This is a genomic window from Agrococcus sp. ProA11, assembly GCF_039880525.1.
In the GTDB taxonomy this organism is placed as follows: domain Bacteria; phylum Actinomycetota; class Actinomycetes; order Actinomycetales; family Microbacteriaceae; genus Agrococcus; species Agrococcus chionoecetis.
Genome location: NZ_CP156989.1, coordinates 2,231,855 through 2,248,352 on the forward strand (window position 1 = coordinate 2,231,855; position 16,498 = coordinate 2,248,352).

A 16,498-nucleotide genomic window follows, 5' to 3' on the forward strand; every position below is an offset into this window, starting at 1 on the left:
CAATTGCATGGATTGCTCGCTGGCGCGGGCGTTGTTGCAACAGTAGGCGAGGAATGCGCAGAATTCGGCTGTTCCGCGTTACGTCCTTGTAACGGTCTTGGCGCAAGCGTGCCGGACTGCGGCATTCCTGCGCGAGTGCTGAGGCGGCGCGCGCTCAGGCCACAGGCACGATCGGTCGCGGGCGCCGGAACCGGTTTCCGACCATCTCGATCGAGATGAGCGCGACCGACGCCCACACGAAGGCGAAGCCGATCCAGCGCTCGATCGGCATGGGCTCCAGCATGATGAACGCCCCGAACATGAAGGTCATGATCGGCACGAGGTACTGCAGGAATGCGATCCAGGTGAGCGGGATGCGGCGCGTCGCCGCCGCGAAGGCGAGCAGCGGGACCGCGGTGACGATGCCGAAGCCGGCGGCGCCGACGATGCCCGCGACACCGTTGTCGCCGACGGTGACGCCGCCGATCGTGAAGGCGACCGCCATCATGGCGAGCGCGGCCGGCAGCGCGGCAGTGGTCTCGATCGTGAAGCCCGACAGCGCATCCACCGAGCCGCCGACGCGCTTCTTGATGAGGCCATAGGCGCCGAACGAGCCCGCGACGATGAGCCCGATCCACGGCACCTCGCCGTAGCCGACGATCATCACGCCGACGCCCACTGCCCCGAGCCCCACCGCGACCCACTGCAGCGGTCGCAGACGCTCGCCGAGGAACACGACAGCGAGCACGATGCTCACCAGCGGGTTGAGGAAGTAGCCGAGGCTGGTCTCGAGCACGCGGTCGGAAAGCACGCCGACGACGAACGCCGTCCAGTTGATGAGCACGGCGTGCCCGGCGATCACGAGCGTCCAGGTGTCGCGGCGGCTGCGGAGCACCTGCCGCATCCTGACCCAACCGCGGGTGGCGGCGACGAGCGCGATCGCCACGATGACGGAGGAGAGCACCCGCCAGCCGATGAGCTCGAACCCGTCGATGCCCTTGGTCAGCTGCAGGTAGGCGGGCAGGAAGCTCCACCACAGGTACGCGAGCAATGCGTACCCGAGGCCTGCTTTGGCGTGCTGACCCATCGGCCCTCCCGGAAAGATGCGAAGGCGGCTCCCCCGAAGGGGAGCCGCCGATGCGTCAGAGCTGGTGTCAGCGCTCGACGATGGCGAGCACGTCGCGAGCCGAGAGCACGAGGTACTCGTCAGCGCCGTACTTGATCTCGGTGCCGCCGTACTTGGAGTACAGCACGCGGTCGCCGACGGTCACGTCCATGGGGACGCGGTTGCCGTTGTCGTCGATGCGGCCGGGGCCCACGGCCACGACCTCGCCCTCCTGGGGCTTCTCCTTGGCGGTGTCAGGGATGACGAGACCGCTTGCAGTGGTCGTCTCAGCCTCGACCTGCTGGATGACGATGCGGTCCTCGAGCGGCTTGATGGAAACCGACACGGTTGCCTCTTTCTTCTCAGTCTTTGGGGTGCGTCCGGACGGGCCGGGAACAGGTCAAGCCTAAGCGCTCCGCTGGCACTCGGTCAACATGAGTGCCAATCGTCCCAGCGAGCCGGCGCGATCGAGCGCGCACCCGGCGTTCGATGGTCAAGACTGGGGGGCATGGATGCCTCCGAGCTGCGACTGCTGCTGTCGACCGAGGGACTCGCGCTCCTCGAACGCACGGAGTCAGAGCTCGGCGAACGCACCGATGTCGTGCGCGAGGTCTCCCGGCTGCGCGCGGAGGGCCACGACCCGAGACTGGTCGCGGCCGTGCTGACCCAGGCGCGACTGCGGCGTCGAGCCAAGGTGAAGTTCGGCGAGTTCGCGAGCGGCATGCTCTTCACCGAGGCCGGACTGGAGCAGGCGACGCGGCTGCGGGTCGCCGCGCACCACGCCGGGCGGATGCGGCAGGCCGGCATCGCCTCGGTGGCCGACCTGGGCTGCGGCATCGGCGCTGACGCGCTCGCCTTCGCGACGCTCGGGCTGCAGGTCACCGCGGTCGAGCGCGATGAGGTGACCGCGGCGATCGCGATGTACAACCTGGCCGCCTGGAGCGCGACGGTCGTGCACGGCGACGCACTCGAGACCCCGATCGACGTCGAGGCGCTCTGGTTCGACCCCGCCCGCCGCGATGACCGGCGACGCCTGAGCGATCCCGGTGACTGGTCCCCGGCGCTCGACCGGGTCTTCGCGCGGGCTGCCGAACAGCCGGCCGGCGTGAAGCTCGCGCCCGGCATCGACCGGTCCCTGCTGCCCTCGGATGCGGAGCAGCAGTGGGTCACCGACGGCCTGGAGACGGTGGAGGCTGTCGTGTGGACGGGACGCCTCGCGCGACCGGGCATCGCGCGCAGTGCCCTGGTGCTCAGCGATGCGGGCGCTGCCGAGCTGGCGGGCGAGCCCGCGCACCCGGAGCAGGGCACGCTCGGCGACGTCCTCTACGAGCCTGCCGGTGCGGTGATCCGCGCGGAGCTCATCGGCGCGCTCGCCGAGCGGCTGGGCGCCGCCGCCATCAGCGAGGGGATCGCGTACCTGAGCGGCTCGGCGCAGCACGCGACCCCGCTCGCGCAGGCGTTCCGCGTGCGCGAGACGATGCCGCTGGATGAGCGAGGGATCGCGAAGCGGATGCGCGCGCTCGGCATCGGCGAGCTGGAGATCAAGAAGCGCGGCGCCGACATCGATCCGGCGGCGTTCCGCAGGCGGCTGAAGCTCGCCGGCGATGAGCGGGCGACCCTGTTCCTGACGCGAGTCGGCGGCCGGCATCGAGCGATCCTGGCCGACCGACTCGAGCCATGACGAAGCCCCCGGCCGTGGCCGGGGGCTTCGTTGGCACGCAGACTCGGACTACATCGCGCTGATGGCTGCGAAGTAGTTCATCCACTGCACGGTGAGCACGATGATGACCACCAGCGATGCGATCGCGGCGAGGATGCCGACGATGCCGGCGATGAGCGGCCACGGCTTCGCCTCGGGATTCTTCTTCACCGCGATGAATCCGACGATGCCGCCGGCGAGCGCCGCGAGGAAGCCGATCCCGCTGATGAAGGTGCCGAGCACCCCGAGCCCCGACAGGATCAGCGCGGTGATCGTGATGCCCTTGAACCGCTTCTCGCCCGGCTGCGCGTAGCCGACCTGCTGGTACGCCGCGCCAGATTGGCCGTAGGACTGCTGGTCCCCGTAGGACTGCGGGTCGCCGTAGGACTGCTGCTGACCATATGCGGGCTGCTGGCCGTAGCCGGCGGCGGGCGCCGTGCCCTGGCCGTAGGCGGGCTGCTGCCCGTACGCCGGCTGCTCGTAGCCCTGCACCGGAGCGCTCTGACCGTAGCCCGGCTGCTGACCGTACTGCGGCTGCTGGCCGTACTGCTGCTGGCTCTGGTCGGGCTGCTGACCGTACTGCGGCTGCTGGCCGTACTGCTGCTGGCTCTGGTCGGGCTGCTGGCCGTACTGCTGCTGCCCCTGGTCGGGCTGGCCGTACTGAGCGGGCCCCGGCTGCTCGCCGAACGATGCTGCGGGTGCCTGCGGGGCCTGGCCGAACGACGGCGCGGCATCCACCTGCTGGCCGAAGTCTGCGGAGGGCTGCTGACCGAGCGCTGGATCGCCGGACTGCGCGGCGCCGTCGTGCTCGGGCTGCGCCTGGTCGTGTCGACGGAATCGATCGTCGCTCGGGGGGAACTGGTCGCTCACGGGATCCTCCTTGCAGTGCGCTGAGACGCGGACATGCGATGCGCGTGCTCCACGCTAGCGCGCGCAGCGCCCGACGAGCCTGAAAGATCGATGAGCGAGGCGGCGTCAAGGACCGGTGAGCTCGGTAGCCTGCTCTGCCACCGTAAGGAACGCGCCGACGCCGAGCACGACCGAGGCGATCAGCGCGACGAGGGTGACGATGCCGAGCACCACCGACCAGATCGCGAGCACGCGACCGTCGTCGCCGGTCCTGCGGATCTGCGCCAGTGCGATGAACCCGAGCACGATCGCCGCGATCGACCCGATGCCGAGCATGATCGTCGCCCCTGCGGCAGCCGCCACGATCGCGATGATCGCCAACAGGTTGGTCTTCGGCCCGGGATGCGTCGGCGCACTCCAGGCCGGCGCACTCCAGGTCGGCGCAGGCGGCTGGGTGGCCGGCGCCGACGGCTGCGTGGGCCACCCCTGCTGGGGGTATCCGCTCGCGCTCATGTCGTGCCTCCTCGACGCGCCCGCCCGCCCAGCGGACGCTGCGCGGTGCTGCATCGATCCTGCCAGCACCACCTGTGCATTGTCCTCACCCGAGCACCTGCACGACATCCGCCTCGAGCGTCGACTCGGCCGCGAATCCGGCTGCGCTCGGCGCATCGCCGCGCGCGACCAGCATGGCGCCCACCGCGGCGATCATCGCGCCGTTGTCGGTGCAGAGCTCGAGCGGCGGGATGCGCAGTGTCACGCCCGCCGCTGCGCAGCGCGCCGCAGCCACCTCGCGCAGGCGCCGGTTCGCGACGACACCGCCGCCGAGCAGCAGACGCGGCACGCCGTGCGCAGCGCATGCGTCGAGCGCCTTGTCGATCAGCACGTCGACGACCGCTTCGCGGAAGCTCGCGGCGACATCTGCGATCGGCAGCTCCTCGCCGGCGGCTGCGGCCCGCTCGACGTGACGCGCCACCGAGGTCTTCAGGCCCGAGAACGAGAAGTTCCAGCGGTGACGCTCGCGATCCTTCGGCGCCGTCAGTCCGCGCGGGAACGCGATCGCTGCTGGGTCGCCGCCGACCGCGGCCGCGTCGATGGACGGACCGCCGGGGTAGCGCAGGCCGAGCAGGCGCGCGGTCTTGTCGAACGCCTCCCCCGCCGCATCGTCGATGGTCTCCCCCAGCAGCTCCACCGATTCCGCCAGGTCGCGCACCAGCAGCAGCGAGGTGTGGCCGCCGGAGACGAGCAGCGCGATGGTCGGCAGCTCGAGCGGCTCGCCGGAGAGCACATCGGCGGCGACGTGGCCGACGAGATGGTTGACGCCATACAGCGGCAGGTCCCGCGCGGTGGCGAGCCCCTTCGCGGCGCCGATGCCCACCATGAGCGCGCCGGCGAGTCCGGGGCCGGCGGTGACGGCGACGGCGTCGATGTCGTCGAGCGTCATCCCCGCATCCTGCAGCGCCGCCCGGATCGTCGGCTCCATCGCCTCCAGATGGGCGCGCGCGGCGATCTCGGGCACCACTCCCCCGAAGCGAGCATGCAGCTCCATCGACGAGGCGATGCGATTGGCGAGCAGCTCCGTGCCGCGCACGATCCCGACGCCGGTCTCGTCGCAGCTCGTCTCGATGCCCAGCACCACGGGCGCCGCGTGCTCACTGCTGCTCATGCCCTCACCCACCGATCCCTGCCGCTACCCGCTTCATCACCACTGCGTCGACATCCTCCGGCTGGTAGTAGCGCTGCCGCAGCCCGATGTCGGAGAAGCCGACCGAGGCATAGAGCGAACGCGCGACCGGGTTGTCGGCACGCACCTCGAGGAAGAGCTCACGCACACCGCGCCGCTCGGCCTCGGCCAGCAGCTCCAGCAGCAGCGCCCGTCCGATGCCGCGGCCCCGCGCCGCCGCGTCGACGGCGATCGTCTGCACGTCGCCCTCCACACCGACCGCGCGCAGGCCCGCGTAGCCGAGCGCCGCCCCGTCTGCGTCCTCGGCGAGGATGTAGCGGCCCCAGTCGGAGGCGATCTCGGCGCGCATCGTCTCTCGCTCCCAGGCGCTCGCGCCGAAGGCAGCCTGCTCGATCGCCATGATGGCGTCGAGGTCGGCGGCGCCGGCCGTGCGGATGGTGTGCGTCGCGTCGGTCATGCCTGGCTCACTCGCTTCGGTCCCGCCGATGGCACCGCGTCGGCGTCCCGCAGGTAGACGGCCTGCTCGACCTCCGCCGCGCCCCGCATGACGGCGAACGCGAGCAGCGCCGCATCGATGGCGTCGGCGTCGATGCGATCGAGCCCCGCGTGCGCTCCGGACGGCCGCGGCACCGCGTCGGCAGGCGCGAGCTGCGGCGCGACGACCACGCAACCGTCCACGACGATGCTCCACGCTCGTTCGCGGCGCCGCACATCCGTGGTGATCTGGGCGCTGCCGGTCGTCACCCCGGCGTGGCTGACGACGCCGCGGCACGGCACGCCGAGTCCGAGCGCGGCTGCGCGCGCCGTGGCGATCCCGACCCGCAGCCCCGTGAAGGCACCGGGTCCCATGCCCGCGACGACGAGCTCGATGCGGTCCCGGCGACCGTCGAGCGCTCGGGTGAGCATGCCGCCCAGGTGCTCGGCATGGCGACGAGAGTCGGCAGCGTGCTCGCGGAACACCACCGCGTCGCCATCCACCACGGCCACCGAGGTGCCGAGCGAGGTATCGATCGCGAGGATCATGCGTCTCCTTCCCGCCCGCGAGCCGGTAGCCCCGCGGCGGCGATCGCGCGCACGCGGGCGCCCGGCCACGCGCCTCCGTGGCCGCTGATCCGCACCGTGCGAGGCGACTCCTCGTCGTCGCTGTCGACGCCCGCGCTGTCGCGGCCGATCTCGACGCGCAGCCAGGACTCCAATGCGTGCTCGAGCGGTGCGCCCCATTCGGCAACGGTGATGGCGCGCTCGAGGTCGAGATCTAGGTCGTCGAGCTCCGCCTCATCATCGGCATCGGCGGTGAGCCGGTACGCGTCGACGTGCTGCAGGTCGGGCCCGGCAGCGGTGCGATGCGTGCGCGCGAGCACGAATGTGGGGCTCTGCACGGTGCCGCGAGCGCCGAGCGCGCGCCCCACGCCGCGCGTGAGCGTGGTCTTGCCCGCACCCAGCGGCCCGATGAGCAGCACCGCATCGCCCGCGCGCAGCTGCGCGCCGATGCGCTCGCCGAGCGCCTCCATCGCGTCGGCATCCGGCACGGGCCCGGCGAGCTGCACGTCGACGCGGGTGCCGATCATGCCGGTGAGCTCGGGGGACGATGCGTGGGTCAGCTCGACCCGGTCGCCGGGCGCCGCCGGGAGGTCGCCGATGTCGAGCACCACCTGATCCATCGCGACGCGGCCCCGAATGGGGCGCGCCACACCGCCGAGCACGACCGGCCGGCCGCTCGCGGTGCGGGTGACGCCATCGGCATAGCCGAGGCCCACCAGCGCGAGCGCGGTCGGCCGCTCGGTGACGTACTCGCCGCCGTAGGAGACGCCGAGGCCCGCCTCGACGCGCTTCACCCCGAGCACCTCGCCGAGCAGCCGCCGAGGCTCGCCGTCGAGCCCGAGCTCGAGCACGCGCCTGGGAGCCAGCGCAGGATCGATGGGCTCGCCGTCGTCGCTCGGTGCCGCCGCGGCCATGCGCGTGACGGTCTCGTAGGTGATGGTGCCCGCGGCCCGCGCCCAGGCGTCGGCGCTCGGCTCGCCTGCCGCCGGGTCACCCCAGAGCACGCCGGAGCCGCTGAGGGCCGGCTCGATGCGGATGCGGTGCGGGTCGACCGCGACGACGCGCGCGCGTTCCCCGCCGACCAGCACCGGTGCCCCGATCGCCGGCAGCAGCCCGTCGTCGAGACCGATCCGGCCGACCCCGTCGGCGAAGTCCGCCGTGACGCGCATCGCGGGCACCAGGCCCAGCGTCGCAGCACGGGAGCCGTCGCCGGAAGCCGGCCCGTCCGGGTCGACGCCGTAGGCGGCCATGCCGATGCGCACCATGTCGAAGCGGGCCTCTGGCAGTGCGAGCGCGCCCTGCGAGTTCGCCAGGTGCCGCAGCAGCGGAGGGAGCGCCGCTGCCTCGGCGATCGCCGCGGTGAAGTCCTCGACCTGCGCGAGGTCATGCGCGCGGCTCGTGCCGGCGAGATGGGACATCGCGCCACGGATGCGTGCGCCACCGCGGGCGAGCTCGATCGCGCGCCGGATCGCGGCCGAGCGGTCGCCGCGGGCGATGCCGTTGCGGCCGAGACCCGTGTCGACCTTGAGGTGCACGGCCGCACCGGCCGCGGCGGCCGCCTCGAGCTGCGCCATGGACGACACGGCGACATCGATGTCGAGTGCGGCAGCGACCGAGAAGTCGACGCCGGGCCCGTGCAGCCACGTGAGCAGCGGCGCATCGATCCCGGCACGTCGCAGTGCCACCGCCTCGCCCAGGTCGGCGACGCCGAGCATCGCGGCGCCGCCGTCGAGCATCGCGGTCGCCGACACGAGTGCGCCGTGCCCGTAGCCTGCCGCCTTCACGACGCCGCACACGGGCACGCCGACGCGCGCGATCAACGCACGCACGTTCGCCGTGATCGCAGCGGCATCGACGTCGACCCGCATCAGGACTCCGCGATGACCGTCGCCGTGGCGAGGCCGGCATCGTGGCTCATCGACACGTGCAGGTGCACCGCGCCGATCGCCGCGGCACGATCGGCGGCGGCGCCGCGCAGCACGAGCGACGGCTTGCCGTCGTCGGCCTGCAGCACGACGTAATCGACCCAGGTGGCTCCGGCAGCCGTGCCGATCGCCTTCTGCGCGGCCTCCTTCGCCGCGAAGCGGGCAGCCAGCGAGTGGATCGAGCGGGCCTGGCCGCCAGCGGCCAGCTCCTCGGGTGCGAACAGGCGCTCGCGCAGCTTCGGGGTGCGGGTGATGGCGCGCTCGAAGCGGGCGAGGTCGACGATGTCGACGCCGAGTCCGATGATCATGGACGATCCGTCACGCGCGGTCGCGGATCACTCGACCGTGACCGACTTCGCCAGGTTGCGCGGCTGATCGACGTCGAGCCCCTTAGCGGTGGCGAGCTCGAGCGCGAAGATGTGGAGCGGCACGACCTGCAGCACCGGCTCGAGCAGCGGCAGCGTGAGCGGCACGCGCAGCACCTGGTCGGCGTACGGCATGACGGCCGCATCGCCCGCCTCGGCGACCGCGATGACGCGGGCGCCGCGAGCGCGGATCTCCTGGATGTTCGAGACGATCTTCGAGTGCAGCAACGGCTCGTTGCGCGGGCTCGGCACGACCACGAAGACGACCTGGCCGGGCTCGATGAGCGCGATCGGTCCGTGCTTCAGCTCGCCGCCGGCGAAGCCCTCCGCGTGGATGTAGCTGATCTCCTTGAGCTTCAGCGCGCCCTCGAGCGCGACCGGATAGCCCACGTGGCGGCCGAGGAAGAGCACCGAGCGGGTGTCGCTCATCCAGTGCGCCAGCTCGCGCAGCGTCTCCTGCTCGGCGAGCACCTGCGACAGCTTCTCCGGCAGCTCCTCCAGCTCGGCGACCACGTCCGCGATCGCGTCGTCGCTCATGGTGCCGCGCACCCTCGCCAGGTGCAGCCCGAACAGCAGCTGGCCGATCACCTGCGCGAGGAAGGCCTTCGTGGAGGCGACTGCAACCTCCGGACCCGCGTGCGTGTAGAGCACCGCCTCGGACTCGCGCGGGATGGTGGCGCCCTGGGTGTTGCAGATCGACAGCGTGCGCGCACCCTGCGCCTTCGCGTGCTGCACGGCCATCTTGGTGTCCATGGTCTCGCCCGACTGCGAGATCGAGATGACCAGCGTGTGCTCGTCGAGCACGGGGTCCCGGTACCGGAACTCGTGCGCCAGGTCGACCTCCACGGGCACACGCGACCACGTCTCGATGGCGTACTTGCCGACGAGGCCCGAGTAGCTCGCGGTGCCGCACGCGACGATCACGATGCGGTTGATGGTCAGCAGCGCCTCGTCGTCCAGCACGCCGAGCTCGCCAAGGTCGACGCCGCGCTCGGTCAGCCGGCCCCGCAGGGTGTTCGCGATGGCCTCCGGCCCCTCGGAGACCTCCTTGGCCATGAACGACGACCAGCCGCCCTTGTCGGCCGCCGACGAGTCCCAGTTGACCTCGAAGCGCTGCGGCTCGACCGCAGTGCCCTGGAAGTCCGTGACGATCGCATCCGTCGCCGTGATCGTGACGATCTGATCGTTGTCGAGCGCCGCCGCGCGGGGGGTGAACTTGACGAACGCGCTCACGTCGCTGCCGAGGAAGTGCTCGCCGTCGCCGTAGCCGACCAGCAGCGGCGAGTTGTGGCAGGCGCCGACGACGACGCCGGGCTGCTCCGCGTGCACCGCGAGCAGGGTGAACTGGCCTTCGAGCCTCGCGACGACGCGCTGCATCGCGGCGGTGAGGTCGCCGGTCTCGCGGAACGCACGACCGAGCAGCATGGCGGCGGCCTCGGTGTCGGTCTCGCTCAGGAACGTCTCGCCGTCAGCCTCCAGCTCGGCGCGCAGCTCGGCGAAGTTCTCGATGATGCCGTTGTGGATGAGCGCGAGCCTGCCCTCGTCGGCGAGATGCGGGTGCGCGTTCTCGTCCGTGGGTCCGCCGTGCGTGGCCCAGCGCGTGTGCCCGATGCCGGCGCCCTCGGCGGGCAGCGGCGCGTCCTCGAGGCTGTCGCGCAGCACGGCGAGCTTGCCGCCCTTCTTGCGCATGGCGACCGATGCGCCCTCGAGCACGGCGACGCCGGCGCTGTCATAGCCGCGGTACTCGAGCCTGCTCAACCCTTCGAGCAGCACCTCGACGGTGCTCGACTGGCCCGTGTATCCGACGATTCCACACATGCGGCCAATCGTAGCGGCGATAGGCTTCCACCCGTGCCTCAGCCGATCCAGTCGCCGTTCGTGGAGATCGAGCGCGCCGACTGGGCGCGGCTGGCGCCTCGGATGCCGAACCCGCTGAGCGAGCACGAGGTGCGTCGCCTGCGCGGCCTCGGCGACCGCCTCGAGCTGCGGGAGGTGGCGGAGGTCTACCTGCCGCTGTCTCGGCTGGTGAGCCTCTACCAGGAGTCGGCCGCGCGCCTGCACCGCGAGACCCATGCGTTCTTGGGCACGACGGCGCTCCCCACCCCCTTCGTCATCGGTGTCGCAGGATCGGTCGCGGTCGGCAAGTCGACCTCCGCCAGGCTGCTGCAGGAGCTGCTGCGGCGCTGGGAGGGATCACCCAGGGTGAAGCTGCTCACCACCGACGGATTCCTCTACCCCAACCGGGTGCTCGAGGAGCGGGGCCTGATGCAGCGCAAGGGCTTCCCGGAGTCGTACGACCGGCGCGCGCTGCTGGGCTTCGTCTCGCGCGTGAAGTCCGGCGAGGCCGAGGTGCGCGCTCCGGTCTACTCGCACCTGACCTACGACATCGTGCCGGGCGAGGAGATCGTCGTGCGCCGGCCCGACATCCTCATCGTCGAGGGGCTGAACGTGCTGCAGCCGCCGCCCTCCGGCTCCCACCTCGCGGTGAGCGATCTGTTCGACTTCTCGATCTATGTGGATGCCCGCACGAGCGCGATCCGCGAGTGGTACATCGAGCGGTTCTGGGCGCTGAAGGAGAGCGCGTTCCAAGATCCGGACTCGTACTTCCACCGCTTCGCCGACATGACGCGCCAGCAGGCACGGATCTACTCCGAGGACATCTGGGATTCCATCAACGGCCCCAACCTGGTCGAGCACGTGCTGCCGACCAGGCCGCGCGCCGACCTGGTGCTGCGGAAGGCCGAGGACCACACGATCCGCTCGGTGCTGCTGCGCAAGCTCTAGCCGGTGCTCGGCTACGGGCTGGGGATGCCCTCGACGATCGACGGGCCCCGCGTGCGCTTCGGCAGCCGGATCTGCCCGAGCCGCACGAGCATCACGCCGACGATGATCGCCGCGGCGCCCATCCACTGCGTCTCGGTGGGAAGGATGGCCAGCAGCAGCGCCGTCCAGAGGATGCCGAACATCGGCTCGGAGTAGCCCACGAAGCTCGCCAGGGTGGCACCCAGGCGCCTGGCGCCGAGGATCCCGAGCACGTAGGAGCTCGCCGTGGCGATGAGGATGAGCATGCCCATCGCCGCCCACCACGGCACGGTCGCCCCCGCGAGCGTGACGGGCACGGCAGTGGCGACGAACGGCAGCAGCCCTGTGATCGAGCCGAGGGCGAGCACGGCGGCGCCGACGATGAGTCCGAGTCCCGCGAGGGCGATCGGCGGCAGCTCGGAGTCGGCCTTGGAGGCCGAGGCCCAGTAGCCTGCGTTGCCCACCGCGGCGGCGAGCGCCAGCAGCACGCCGAGCGGATGCAGCGACTCCCCGCCGATGCCGGAGACGAGCCCCAGCCCCAGCAGGGCGACCGCAGCCCCGGCGAGCGTCAGCACGGCGGGCGCTTGCCGGGTGGTGGCCCAGGTGAAGAACACCAGCAGCACCGGGCCGAGGAACTCGATCAGGAGTGCGAGCGACGGGTCGATGTATGCAACGGCGCTGAAGAAGGCGAGCTGGCAGACCGCGACCGCGAGCACGCCGAGCACCAGCACCTCCCGCCACGAGCGCAGCACCGCGGCCCACCTGCCGCGCAGCACCCAGAGTGTCGGCACGAGCAGCACCAGGGCACCGCCGGCGATGCGCACGAGCGTGATCGCGCCCGCGCTCCAGCCGCCATCGAAGAGTGCGGCGGCGAAGATGCCGGAGAGCGCGAAGCTGGCCGCGCTCGCGAGGGCGAAGGCGAGCCCGATGGGACGTCGTGCCTGCATGGCTCCTCGATCGGCGGAAGGACTAGCATCGTGCTCACCACGTCGGTGCACCTCGGTCACGACCGAAGATCCTGACAGCCGAGCATAACCCGAGGACGAAACCGTGACGCTGCCCTACCCAGCAGAGCTCGTGCGGATGCTCGAGTTCATCGCCGACGTCTGCAATCGACGCCGGCAGGGTGAGCTCGAGACCGCGACAAGCTTGAAGGCCGTGTGCGCCGAGTGGCAGTTCCCCGGCGCGAGCAGCGCGACGAGGGCCGACGCCGAGGCGACCTGGGCGCATCTGGTCACGATCGAGGCGATGTGGGATGCCGATCGCGATCGCATGGCGGCGATGGCGAACCGGCTGCTGCGGGACTGCGACGCGCGCCCGCATCTCGTGCGCCACGACGATCTGGACTGGCATCTGCACGGGCTGCCCACCGGCGCACCGATTGCCGACGCGATCGCGGTGAACGCGGCGATGGGCCTCGCGGATCTCGTGCGCGCCGATGACATCGTGCGGCTCAAGCGGTGTGGCGATGCGCGATGCGACCGCATGTTCGTCGACCTCTCGCGCAATCGGTCACGGCGCTTCTGCTCGACCACCTGCCAGTCGCGCACCAACGTCGCGGCGTTCCGCGCTCGCGCGCTGGAGCACTAGAGCAGCGGCCCTTTCGGGCCGCTGCCGCGACGCCAGCGCCGTGGCCCGTCTTGCGCGCTGGAGCTATGAGCAGAGGCCCTTTCGGGCCTCTGCCGCGACGCCAGCGCCGTGGCCCGTCCCGGGCCACGGGAACCGCTGCATTATGAGCGCACCCGGGCGCCCAACGCTCAGGCGGAGACGCTCAGCTCGGACCGCACGAGCGCAGCGAGCTCATCGGCGATCGACTGGGCGACATGCTGCTCGGAAGCCTCGACCATGACCCGCACGATCTTCTCCGTGCCGGAGGGCCGCAGCAGCACTCTGCCCTGCTCCCCCAGCTCGCGCTCGGCCTTGGCGACAGCGTCCGCGATGCACTGGTTGCCTCGCAGTCCCAGCCGATCGACGCCCGTGACGTTGATCAGCACCTGCGGGAACACCTGCATCACCGCAGCGAGCTCGGCGAGCGAGCGCCCGGTGCGCGCCATCTCGGCCGCGATCTGCAGCCCCGTGAGGATGCCGTCGCCGGTGGTCGCGTGCGCGGAGAAGATGACGTGGCCGGACTGCTCGCCGCCGAGCGACAGGCCGTACTGGCGGAGCGCCTCGAGCACGTAGCGGTCGCCCACCGCGGTCTGCACGAGCGAGATGTCGTGCTCGTCCATCGCCACCCGGAGGCCCAGGTTCGACATCACGGTCGCGACGAGCGTGTTCTCGGCGAGCAGGCCCCTGCGCTTCGCGGCGACCGCGAGGATCGCCATGATCTGGTCGCCGTCGACGACCTCGCCGGCGGCATCGATCGCGAGGCAGCGGTCGGCGTCGCCATCGTGCGCGATGCCGAGGTCAGCCCCGGAGGAGACCACGAGCTCGCGCAGCTGCTCGAGGTGCGTCGAGCCCACCTCGCGGTTGATGTTCACGCCGTCCGGGTCGTTGCCCATGACGGAGACCTTCGCGCCGGCATCCGCGAACGCCTGCGGGCTCACGCCTGCGGCAGCACCGTGGGCGCAGTCGAGTGCCACGTGCAGGCCTGCGAGGCTGACGTCCAGCGTGCCGAGCAGGTGCATGAGGTAGCGGTCCTCGGCGTCGGAGAAGCGCCGGATGGTGCCGACCTCACCGCCGATGGGACGCAGCGGGGCGCCGCCGAGCGCGGTCTCGATCTCGTCCTCGACCGCGTCGGGCAGCTTGCGGCCGCCGGTGGCGAAGAACTTGATCCCGTTGTCGGGCGCGGGATTGTGGGATGCGGAGATCATCACGCCGAAGTCGGCGTCGATGCTGGCCACCAGGTAGGCGGCCGCCGGCGTCGGGATCACTCCCGCGTCGAGCACGTCGACGCCGCTGGACGCGAGACCAGCAGACACCGCAGCGGTGATGAACTCACCGGAGATCCGCGGATCCCGCGCGACGACAGCAATAGGGCGCCGCCCCTCCTGCCGGGCATGTCGCCCAAGCACGAGTGCGGCGCCCTGCGCCAGCGCCATCGCCGATTCTGCCGTGATGTCCAGGCCTGCGAGACCTCGAACCCCATCCGTGCCGAACAGGCGGGACATCGATCAGCGCTTCGAGTACTGCGGCGCCTTACGGGCCTTCTTGAGACCGGCCTTCTTGCGCTCGATGACGCGAGCGTCGCGCGAGAGGAAGCCCGCCTTCTTGAGCTCGGGACGGTTGTTCTCGACGTCGATCTCGTTGAGCGCACGGGCGATGCCGAGGCGCAGCGCGCCGGCCTGGCCCGAGGGGCCGCCGCCCGAGATGCGGGCGATCACGTCGTAGCTGCCCATGAGCTCGAGCAGGGTGAACGGGTCGTTGATCAGCTGCTGGTGCAGCTTGTTCGGGAAGTAGTCCTCGAGCGTGCGGCCGTTCACGGAGAACGTGCCGGAGCCGGGGACCAGGCGCACGCGGGCGATGGCCTGCTTGCGACGGCCGACGGCCTGGCCGCCGATGTTGACGACGCGGGGCGCCTTGGGAGCCTCAGCTGCCGGCGTCTCGGTCGAGAAGCTCTCGGGAGCCTCGATGGAGTCTGCGATCTTCGCCATGTCTGGTGTCTCCTCGCGCCCTACTGGGCGACCTGGTCGAACGTGTAGGGGGTCGGCTGCTGCGCCGCGTGCGGGTGCTCGGGGCCTGCGTAGACCTTGAGCTTCTTGATCTGAGCGGCGCCGAGCGAGTTCTTCGGCAGCATGCCGCGGATCGCCTTCTCGACGGTGCGGACCGGGAAGCGCTCGAGCATCTCGATGTAGTTGGTGGCCTTCAGGCCGCCCGGGAAGCCCGAGTGGCGGTAGGCGATCTTCTTCGCCAGCTTCTGGCCCGTGAGCGCCACCTTCTCGGCGTTCACGATGATGACGAAGTCGCCCATGTCCATGTGGGGAGCGAACGTCGGCTTGTGCTTGCCGCGGAGCATGGCAGCTGCGTGGCTGGCCAGGCGGCCGAGCACCACGTCGGTGGCGTCGATGACGATCCAGTTGTGCTGGACGTCCGCCGCCTTGGGCGAATACGTGCGAGTCATTGATGCCTCACTGATCGAATGGATGGTCGTGAATCCCACTCCGAGGTGTTCCAGGACCGCGATGCGGCGGAACGATCCGGTGGAGGGCTCATTCGGGCACGCGCAGGCTGCACGCACCAAGGATCGAGCATAGCCGTGCCGATCGGCCGCGGTCAAGCCGACGGCGGGTCGCCGCCGACTACTCGTCCTCCTGGGCCCGGGTGAGCCGCTGCGAGACGTAGACGGGGATCATCGACAGCACGATGAGCACCGTCGCGACGACGTTGACCAGGTTCCCCTCGTTCGGACGCCCCATGGTGTTCAGGATCCATAGCGGCAGCGTGTCGACGCCGGGCGGGGCGGTGAAGATCGTGACGACCACCTCGTCGAAGCTGAGCGCGAAGGCGAGCAGACCGCCGGCGACGAACGCCGTGCGGAACTGCGGGAAGGTCACGAGCCGGAAGGTCTGCCCGACGCCGGCGCCGAGATCCATCGACGCCTCCTGCAGGTTGGGGCTCATGCGGCGCAGCCGGGCGAAGACGTTGTTGAAGACCATCACGATGCAGAACGTGCCGTGCGCGATGATGAGGCCGAAGTAGCCGACCTGGATGCCGGCGGGCTCCAGGATCGAGTTGAAGGTGTTGCTGAAGGCGACGCCTGTGACGACGCCCGGCAGCGCGATGGGCAGCACGATCAGCAGATTGACGGTCTGCTTGCCGAAGAACGAGTAGCGGGAGAGCGCGAACGCCGCGAGTGTGCCGAGCACCAGCGCGACCGCCGTCGCGCCCAGCCCGACGAGCACCGAGTTGAGCACCGCAGCACGGATGGACTCGGAGGTGGCGGCGATCTCCCACCAGCGCAGCGACAGCTCCGGCACCGGCCAGGACGGGATGCGGCCTGCGTTGAACGAGTTGATCAGCACGAGCATGAGCGGCACGTACATGAACACGAGGACGATGCCGACGACGGTGCCGAGCGCGATCTTCGAACCGCGGTTCAGTCTGAGCATGCTG

At 70.9% G+C, this 16,498-nt stretch carries 18 protein-coding genes; 3 read left to right on the forward strand and 15 right to left on the reverse strand.

The window, feature by feature from the left end; translation table 11 throughout:
- Positions 1–154: 154 nt before the first annotated feature.
- Both rarD and groES read right to left on the reverse strand, forming a co-directional pair.
- The gene (gene rarD / locus ABG090_RS10645) at positions 155–1,066 is read right to left on the reverse strand and encodes an EamA family transporter RarD (RefSeq protein WP_347754457.1); all 912 of its coding nucleotides are present in this window, start codon (positions 1,064–1,066) and stop codon (positions 155–157) included.
- 67 nt (positions 1,067–1,133) lie between these two features.
- A complete protein-coding gene (gene groES / locus ABG090_RS10650) occupies positions 1,134–1,430 on the reverse strand; it encodes a co-chaperone GroES (RefSeq protein ID WP_347754458.1) in 297 nt (98 codons plus the stop codon).
- A gap of 162 nt (positions 1,431–1,592) precedes the next feature.
- Here groES and ABG090_RS10655 point away from each other — a divergent pair, with 162 nt between their 5' ends.
- Positions 1,593–2,765, forward strand: coding sequence for a class I SAM-dependent methyltransferase (locus ABG090_RS10655; RefSeq protein ID WP_347754459.1), 1,173 nt, complete (start codon positions 1,593–1,595; stop codon positions 2,763–2,765).
- A 48-nt stretch (positions 2,766–2,813) separates the two neighbouring features.
- Here ABG090_RS10655 and ABG090_RS10660 read toward each other — a convergent pair whose 3' ends face one another.
- The 8 genes from ABG090_RS10660 to glmS all read right to left on the reverse strand — a co-directional run bounded on the left by ABG090_RS10660 (position 2,814) and on the right by glmS (position 10,462).
- Positions 2,814–3,653, reverse strand: a complete 840-nt coding sequence (locus ABG090_RS10660; RefSeq protein WP_347754460.1) for a hypothetical protein — start codon at positions 3,651–3,653, stop codon at positions 2,814–2,816.
- Between the two features lie 105 nt (positions 3,654–3,758).
- Positions 3,759–4,145: a DUF4190 domain-containing protein gene (locus ABG090_RS10665; protein WP_347754461.1), complete on the reverse strand. Its 387-nt coding sequence runs from the start codon at positions 4,143–4,145 to the stop codon at positions 3,759–3,761.
- A gap of 85 nt (positions 4,146–4,230) precedes the next feature.
- Complete coding sequence (tsaD, locus tag ABG090_RS10670) at positions 4,231–5,295, reverse strand: tRNA (adenosine(37)-N6)-threonylcarbamoyltransferase complex transferase subunit TsaD (RefSeq protein WP_347754462.1); 1,065 nt, start codon at positions 5,293–5,295, stop codon at positions 4,231–4,233.
- Positions 5,296–5,299: 4 nt separating this feature from the next.
- On the reverse strand, positions 5,300–5,770 hold the full coding sequence (rimI, locus tag ABG090_RS10675; RefSeq protein ID WP_347754463.1) for a ribosomal protein S18-alanine N-acetyltransferase: 471 nt from the start codon (positions 5,768–5,770) through the stop codon (positions 5,300–5,302).
- A complete protein-coding gene (gene tsaB, locus ABG090_RS10680; protein ID WP_347754464.1) occupies positions 5,767–6,336 on the reverse strand; it encodes a tRNA (adenosine(37)-N6)-threonylcarbamoyltransferase complex dimerization subunit type 1 TsaB in 570 nt (189 codons plus the stop codon). The genes rimI and tsaB overlap by 4 nt, the downstream gene beginning before the upstream one ends.
- Positions 6,333–8,222, reverse strand: a complete 1,890-nt coding sequence (gene tsaE / locus ABG090_RS10685; protein ID WP_347754465.1) for a tRNA (adenosine(37)-N6)-threonylcarbamoyltransferase complex ATPase subunit type 1 TsaE — start codon at positions 8,220–8,222, stop codon at positions 6,333–6,335. Before tsaE ends, tsaB begins: the two co-directional genes overlap by 4 nt.
- On the reverse strand, positions 8,222–8,587 hold the full coding sequence (locus ABG090_RS10690) for a holo-ACP synthase (protein ID WP_347754466.1): 366 nt from the start codon (positions 8,585–8,587) through the stop codon (positions 8,222–8,224). The genes tsaE and ABG090_RS10690 overlap by 1 nt, the downstream gene beginning before the upstream one ends.
- A gap of 27 nt (positions 8,588–8,614) precedes the next feature.
- Positions 8,615–10,462, reverse strand: a complete 1,848-nt coding sequence (glmS, locus tag ABG090_RS10695) for a glutamine--fructose-6-phosphate transaminase (isomerizing) (RefSeq protein WP_347754467.1) — start codon at positions 10,460–10,462, stop codon at positions 8,615–8,617.
- A gap of 33 nt (positions 10,463–10,495) precedes the next feature.
- On the opposite strand from glmS, the gene coaA reads away from it, so the two are divergent.
- Positions 10,496–11,428, forward strand: a complete 933-nt coding sequence (gene coaA / locus ABG090_RS10700) for a type I pantothenate kinase (RefSeq protein ID WP_347754468.1) — start codon at positions 10,496–10,498, stop codon at positions 11,426–11,428.
- Positions 11,429–11,439: 11 nt separating this feature from the next.
- Here the strand turns inward: coaA and ABG090_RS10705 are convergent, their stop codons facing one another.
- A complete protein-coding gene (locus ABG090_RS10705) occupies positions 11,440–12,393 on the reverse strand; it encodes a DMT family transporter (RefSeq protein ID WP_347754469.1) in 954 nt (317 codons plus the stop codon).
- Between the two features lie 103 nt (positions 12,394–12,496).
- Here ABG090_RS10705 and ABG090_RS10710 point away from each other — a divergent pair, with 103 nt between their 5' ends.
- A complete protein-coding gene (locus ABG090_RS10710; protein ID WP_347754470.1) occupies positions 12,497–13,036 on the forward strand; it encodes a CGNR zinc finger domain-containing protein in 540 nt (179 codons plus the stop codon).
- A 167-nt stretch (positions 13,037–13,203) separates the two neighbouring features.
- On the opposite strand, the gene glmM is transcribed toward ABG090_RS10710, so the two are convergent.
- From glmM to ABG090_RS10730, 4 genes are all read right to left on the reverse strand, one after another.
- Positions 13,204–14,556, reverse strand: coding sequence for a phosphoglucosamine mutase (glmM, locus tag ABG090_RS10715; RefSeq protein ID WP_347754471.1), 1,353 nt, complete (start codon positions 14,554–14,556; stop codon positions 13,204–13,206).
- A 3-nt stretch (positions 14,557–14,559) separates the two neighbouring features.
- Positions 14,560–15,039, reverse strand: a complete 480-nt coding sequence (gene rpsI / locus ABG090_RS10720; protein ID WP_347754472.1) for a 30S ribosomal protein S9 — start codon at positions 15,037–15,039, stop codon at positions 14,560–14,562.
- 20 nt (positions 15,040–15,059) lie between these two features.
- Positions 15,060–15,506 (reverse strand): 50S ribosomal protein L13, encoded by a 447-nt coding sequence (gene rplM / locus ABG090_RS10725; protein WP_347754473.1) that lies wholly within the window; start codon positions 15,504–15,506, stop codon positions 15,060–15,062.
- A 178-nt stretch (positions 15,507–15,684) separates the two neighbouring features.
- On the reverse strand, positions 15,685–16,494 hold the full coding sequence (locus tag ABG090_RS10730; protein ID WP_347754474.1) for an ABC transporter permease: 810 nt from the start codon (positions 16,492–16,494) through the stop codon (positions 15,685–15,687).
- Positions 16,495–16,498 lie beyond the last annotated feature (4 nt).

Coding starts and splice junctions, on each gene's coding strand:
- rarD (WP_347754457.1), bottom strand. CDS start 1,066: ATGGGTCAGCACGCCAAAGCAGGCCTCGGGTACGCATTGCTCGCGTAC.
- ABG090_RS10655 (WP_347754459.1), top strand. CDS start 1,593: ATGGATGCCTCCGAGCTGCGACTGCTGCTGTCGACCGAGGGACTCGCG.
- ABG090_RS10665 (WP_347754461.1), bottom strand. CDS start 4,145: ATGAGCGCGAGCGGATACCCCCAGCAGGGGTGGCCCACGCAGCCGTCG.
- tsaD (WP_347754462.1), bottom strand. CDS start 5,295: ATGAGCAGCAGTGAGCACGCGGCGCCCGTGGTGCTGGGCATCGAGACG.
- rimI (WP_347754463.1), bottom strand. CDS start 5,770: ATGACCGACGCGACGCACACCATCCGCACGGCCGGCGCCGCCGACCTC.
- tsaB (WP_347754464.1), bottom strand. CDS start 6,336: ATGATCCTCGCGATCGATACCTCGCTCGGCACCTCGGTGGCCGTGGTG.
- tsaE (WP_347754465.1), bottom strand. CDS start 8,222: ATGCGGGTCGACGTCGATGCCGCTGCGATCACGGCGAACGTGCGTGCG.
- ABG090_RS10690 (WP_347754466.1), bottom strand. CDS start 8,587: ATGATCATCGGACTCGGCGTCGACATCGTCGACCTCGCCCGCTTCGAG.
- glmS (WP_347754467.1), bottom strand. CDS start 10,462: ATGTGTGGAATCGTCGGATACACGGGCCAGTCGAGCACCGTCGAGGTG.
- ABG090_RS10705 (WP_347754469.1), bottom strand. CDS start 12,393: ATGCAGGCACGACGTCCCATCGGGCTCGCCTTCGCCCTCGCGAGCGCG.
- glmM (WP_347754471.1), bottom strand. CDS start 14,556: ATGTCCCGCCTGTTCGGCACGGATGGGGTTCGAGGTCTCGCAGGCCTG.
- rpsI (WP_347754472.1), bottom strand. CDS start 15,039: ATGGCGAAGATCGCAGACTCCATCGAGGCTCCCGAGAGCTTCTCGACC.
- rplM (WP_347754473.1), bottom strand. CDS start 15,506: ATGACTCGCACGTATTCGCCCAAGGCGGCGGACGTCCAGCACAACTGG.
- ABG090_RS10730 (WP_347754474.1), bottom strand. CDS start 16,494: ATGCTCAGACTGAACCGCGGTTCGAAGATCGCGCTCGGCACCGTCGTC.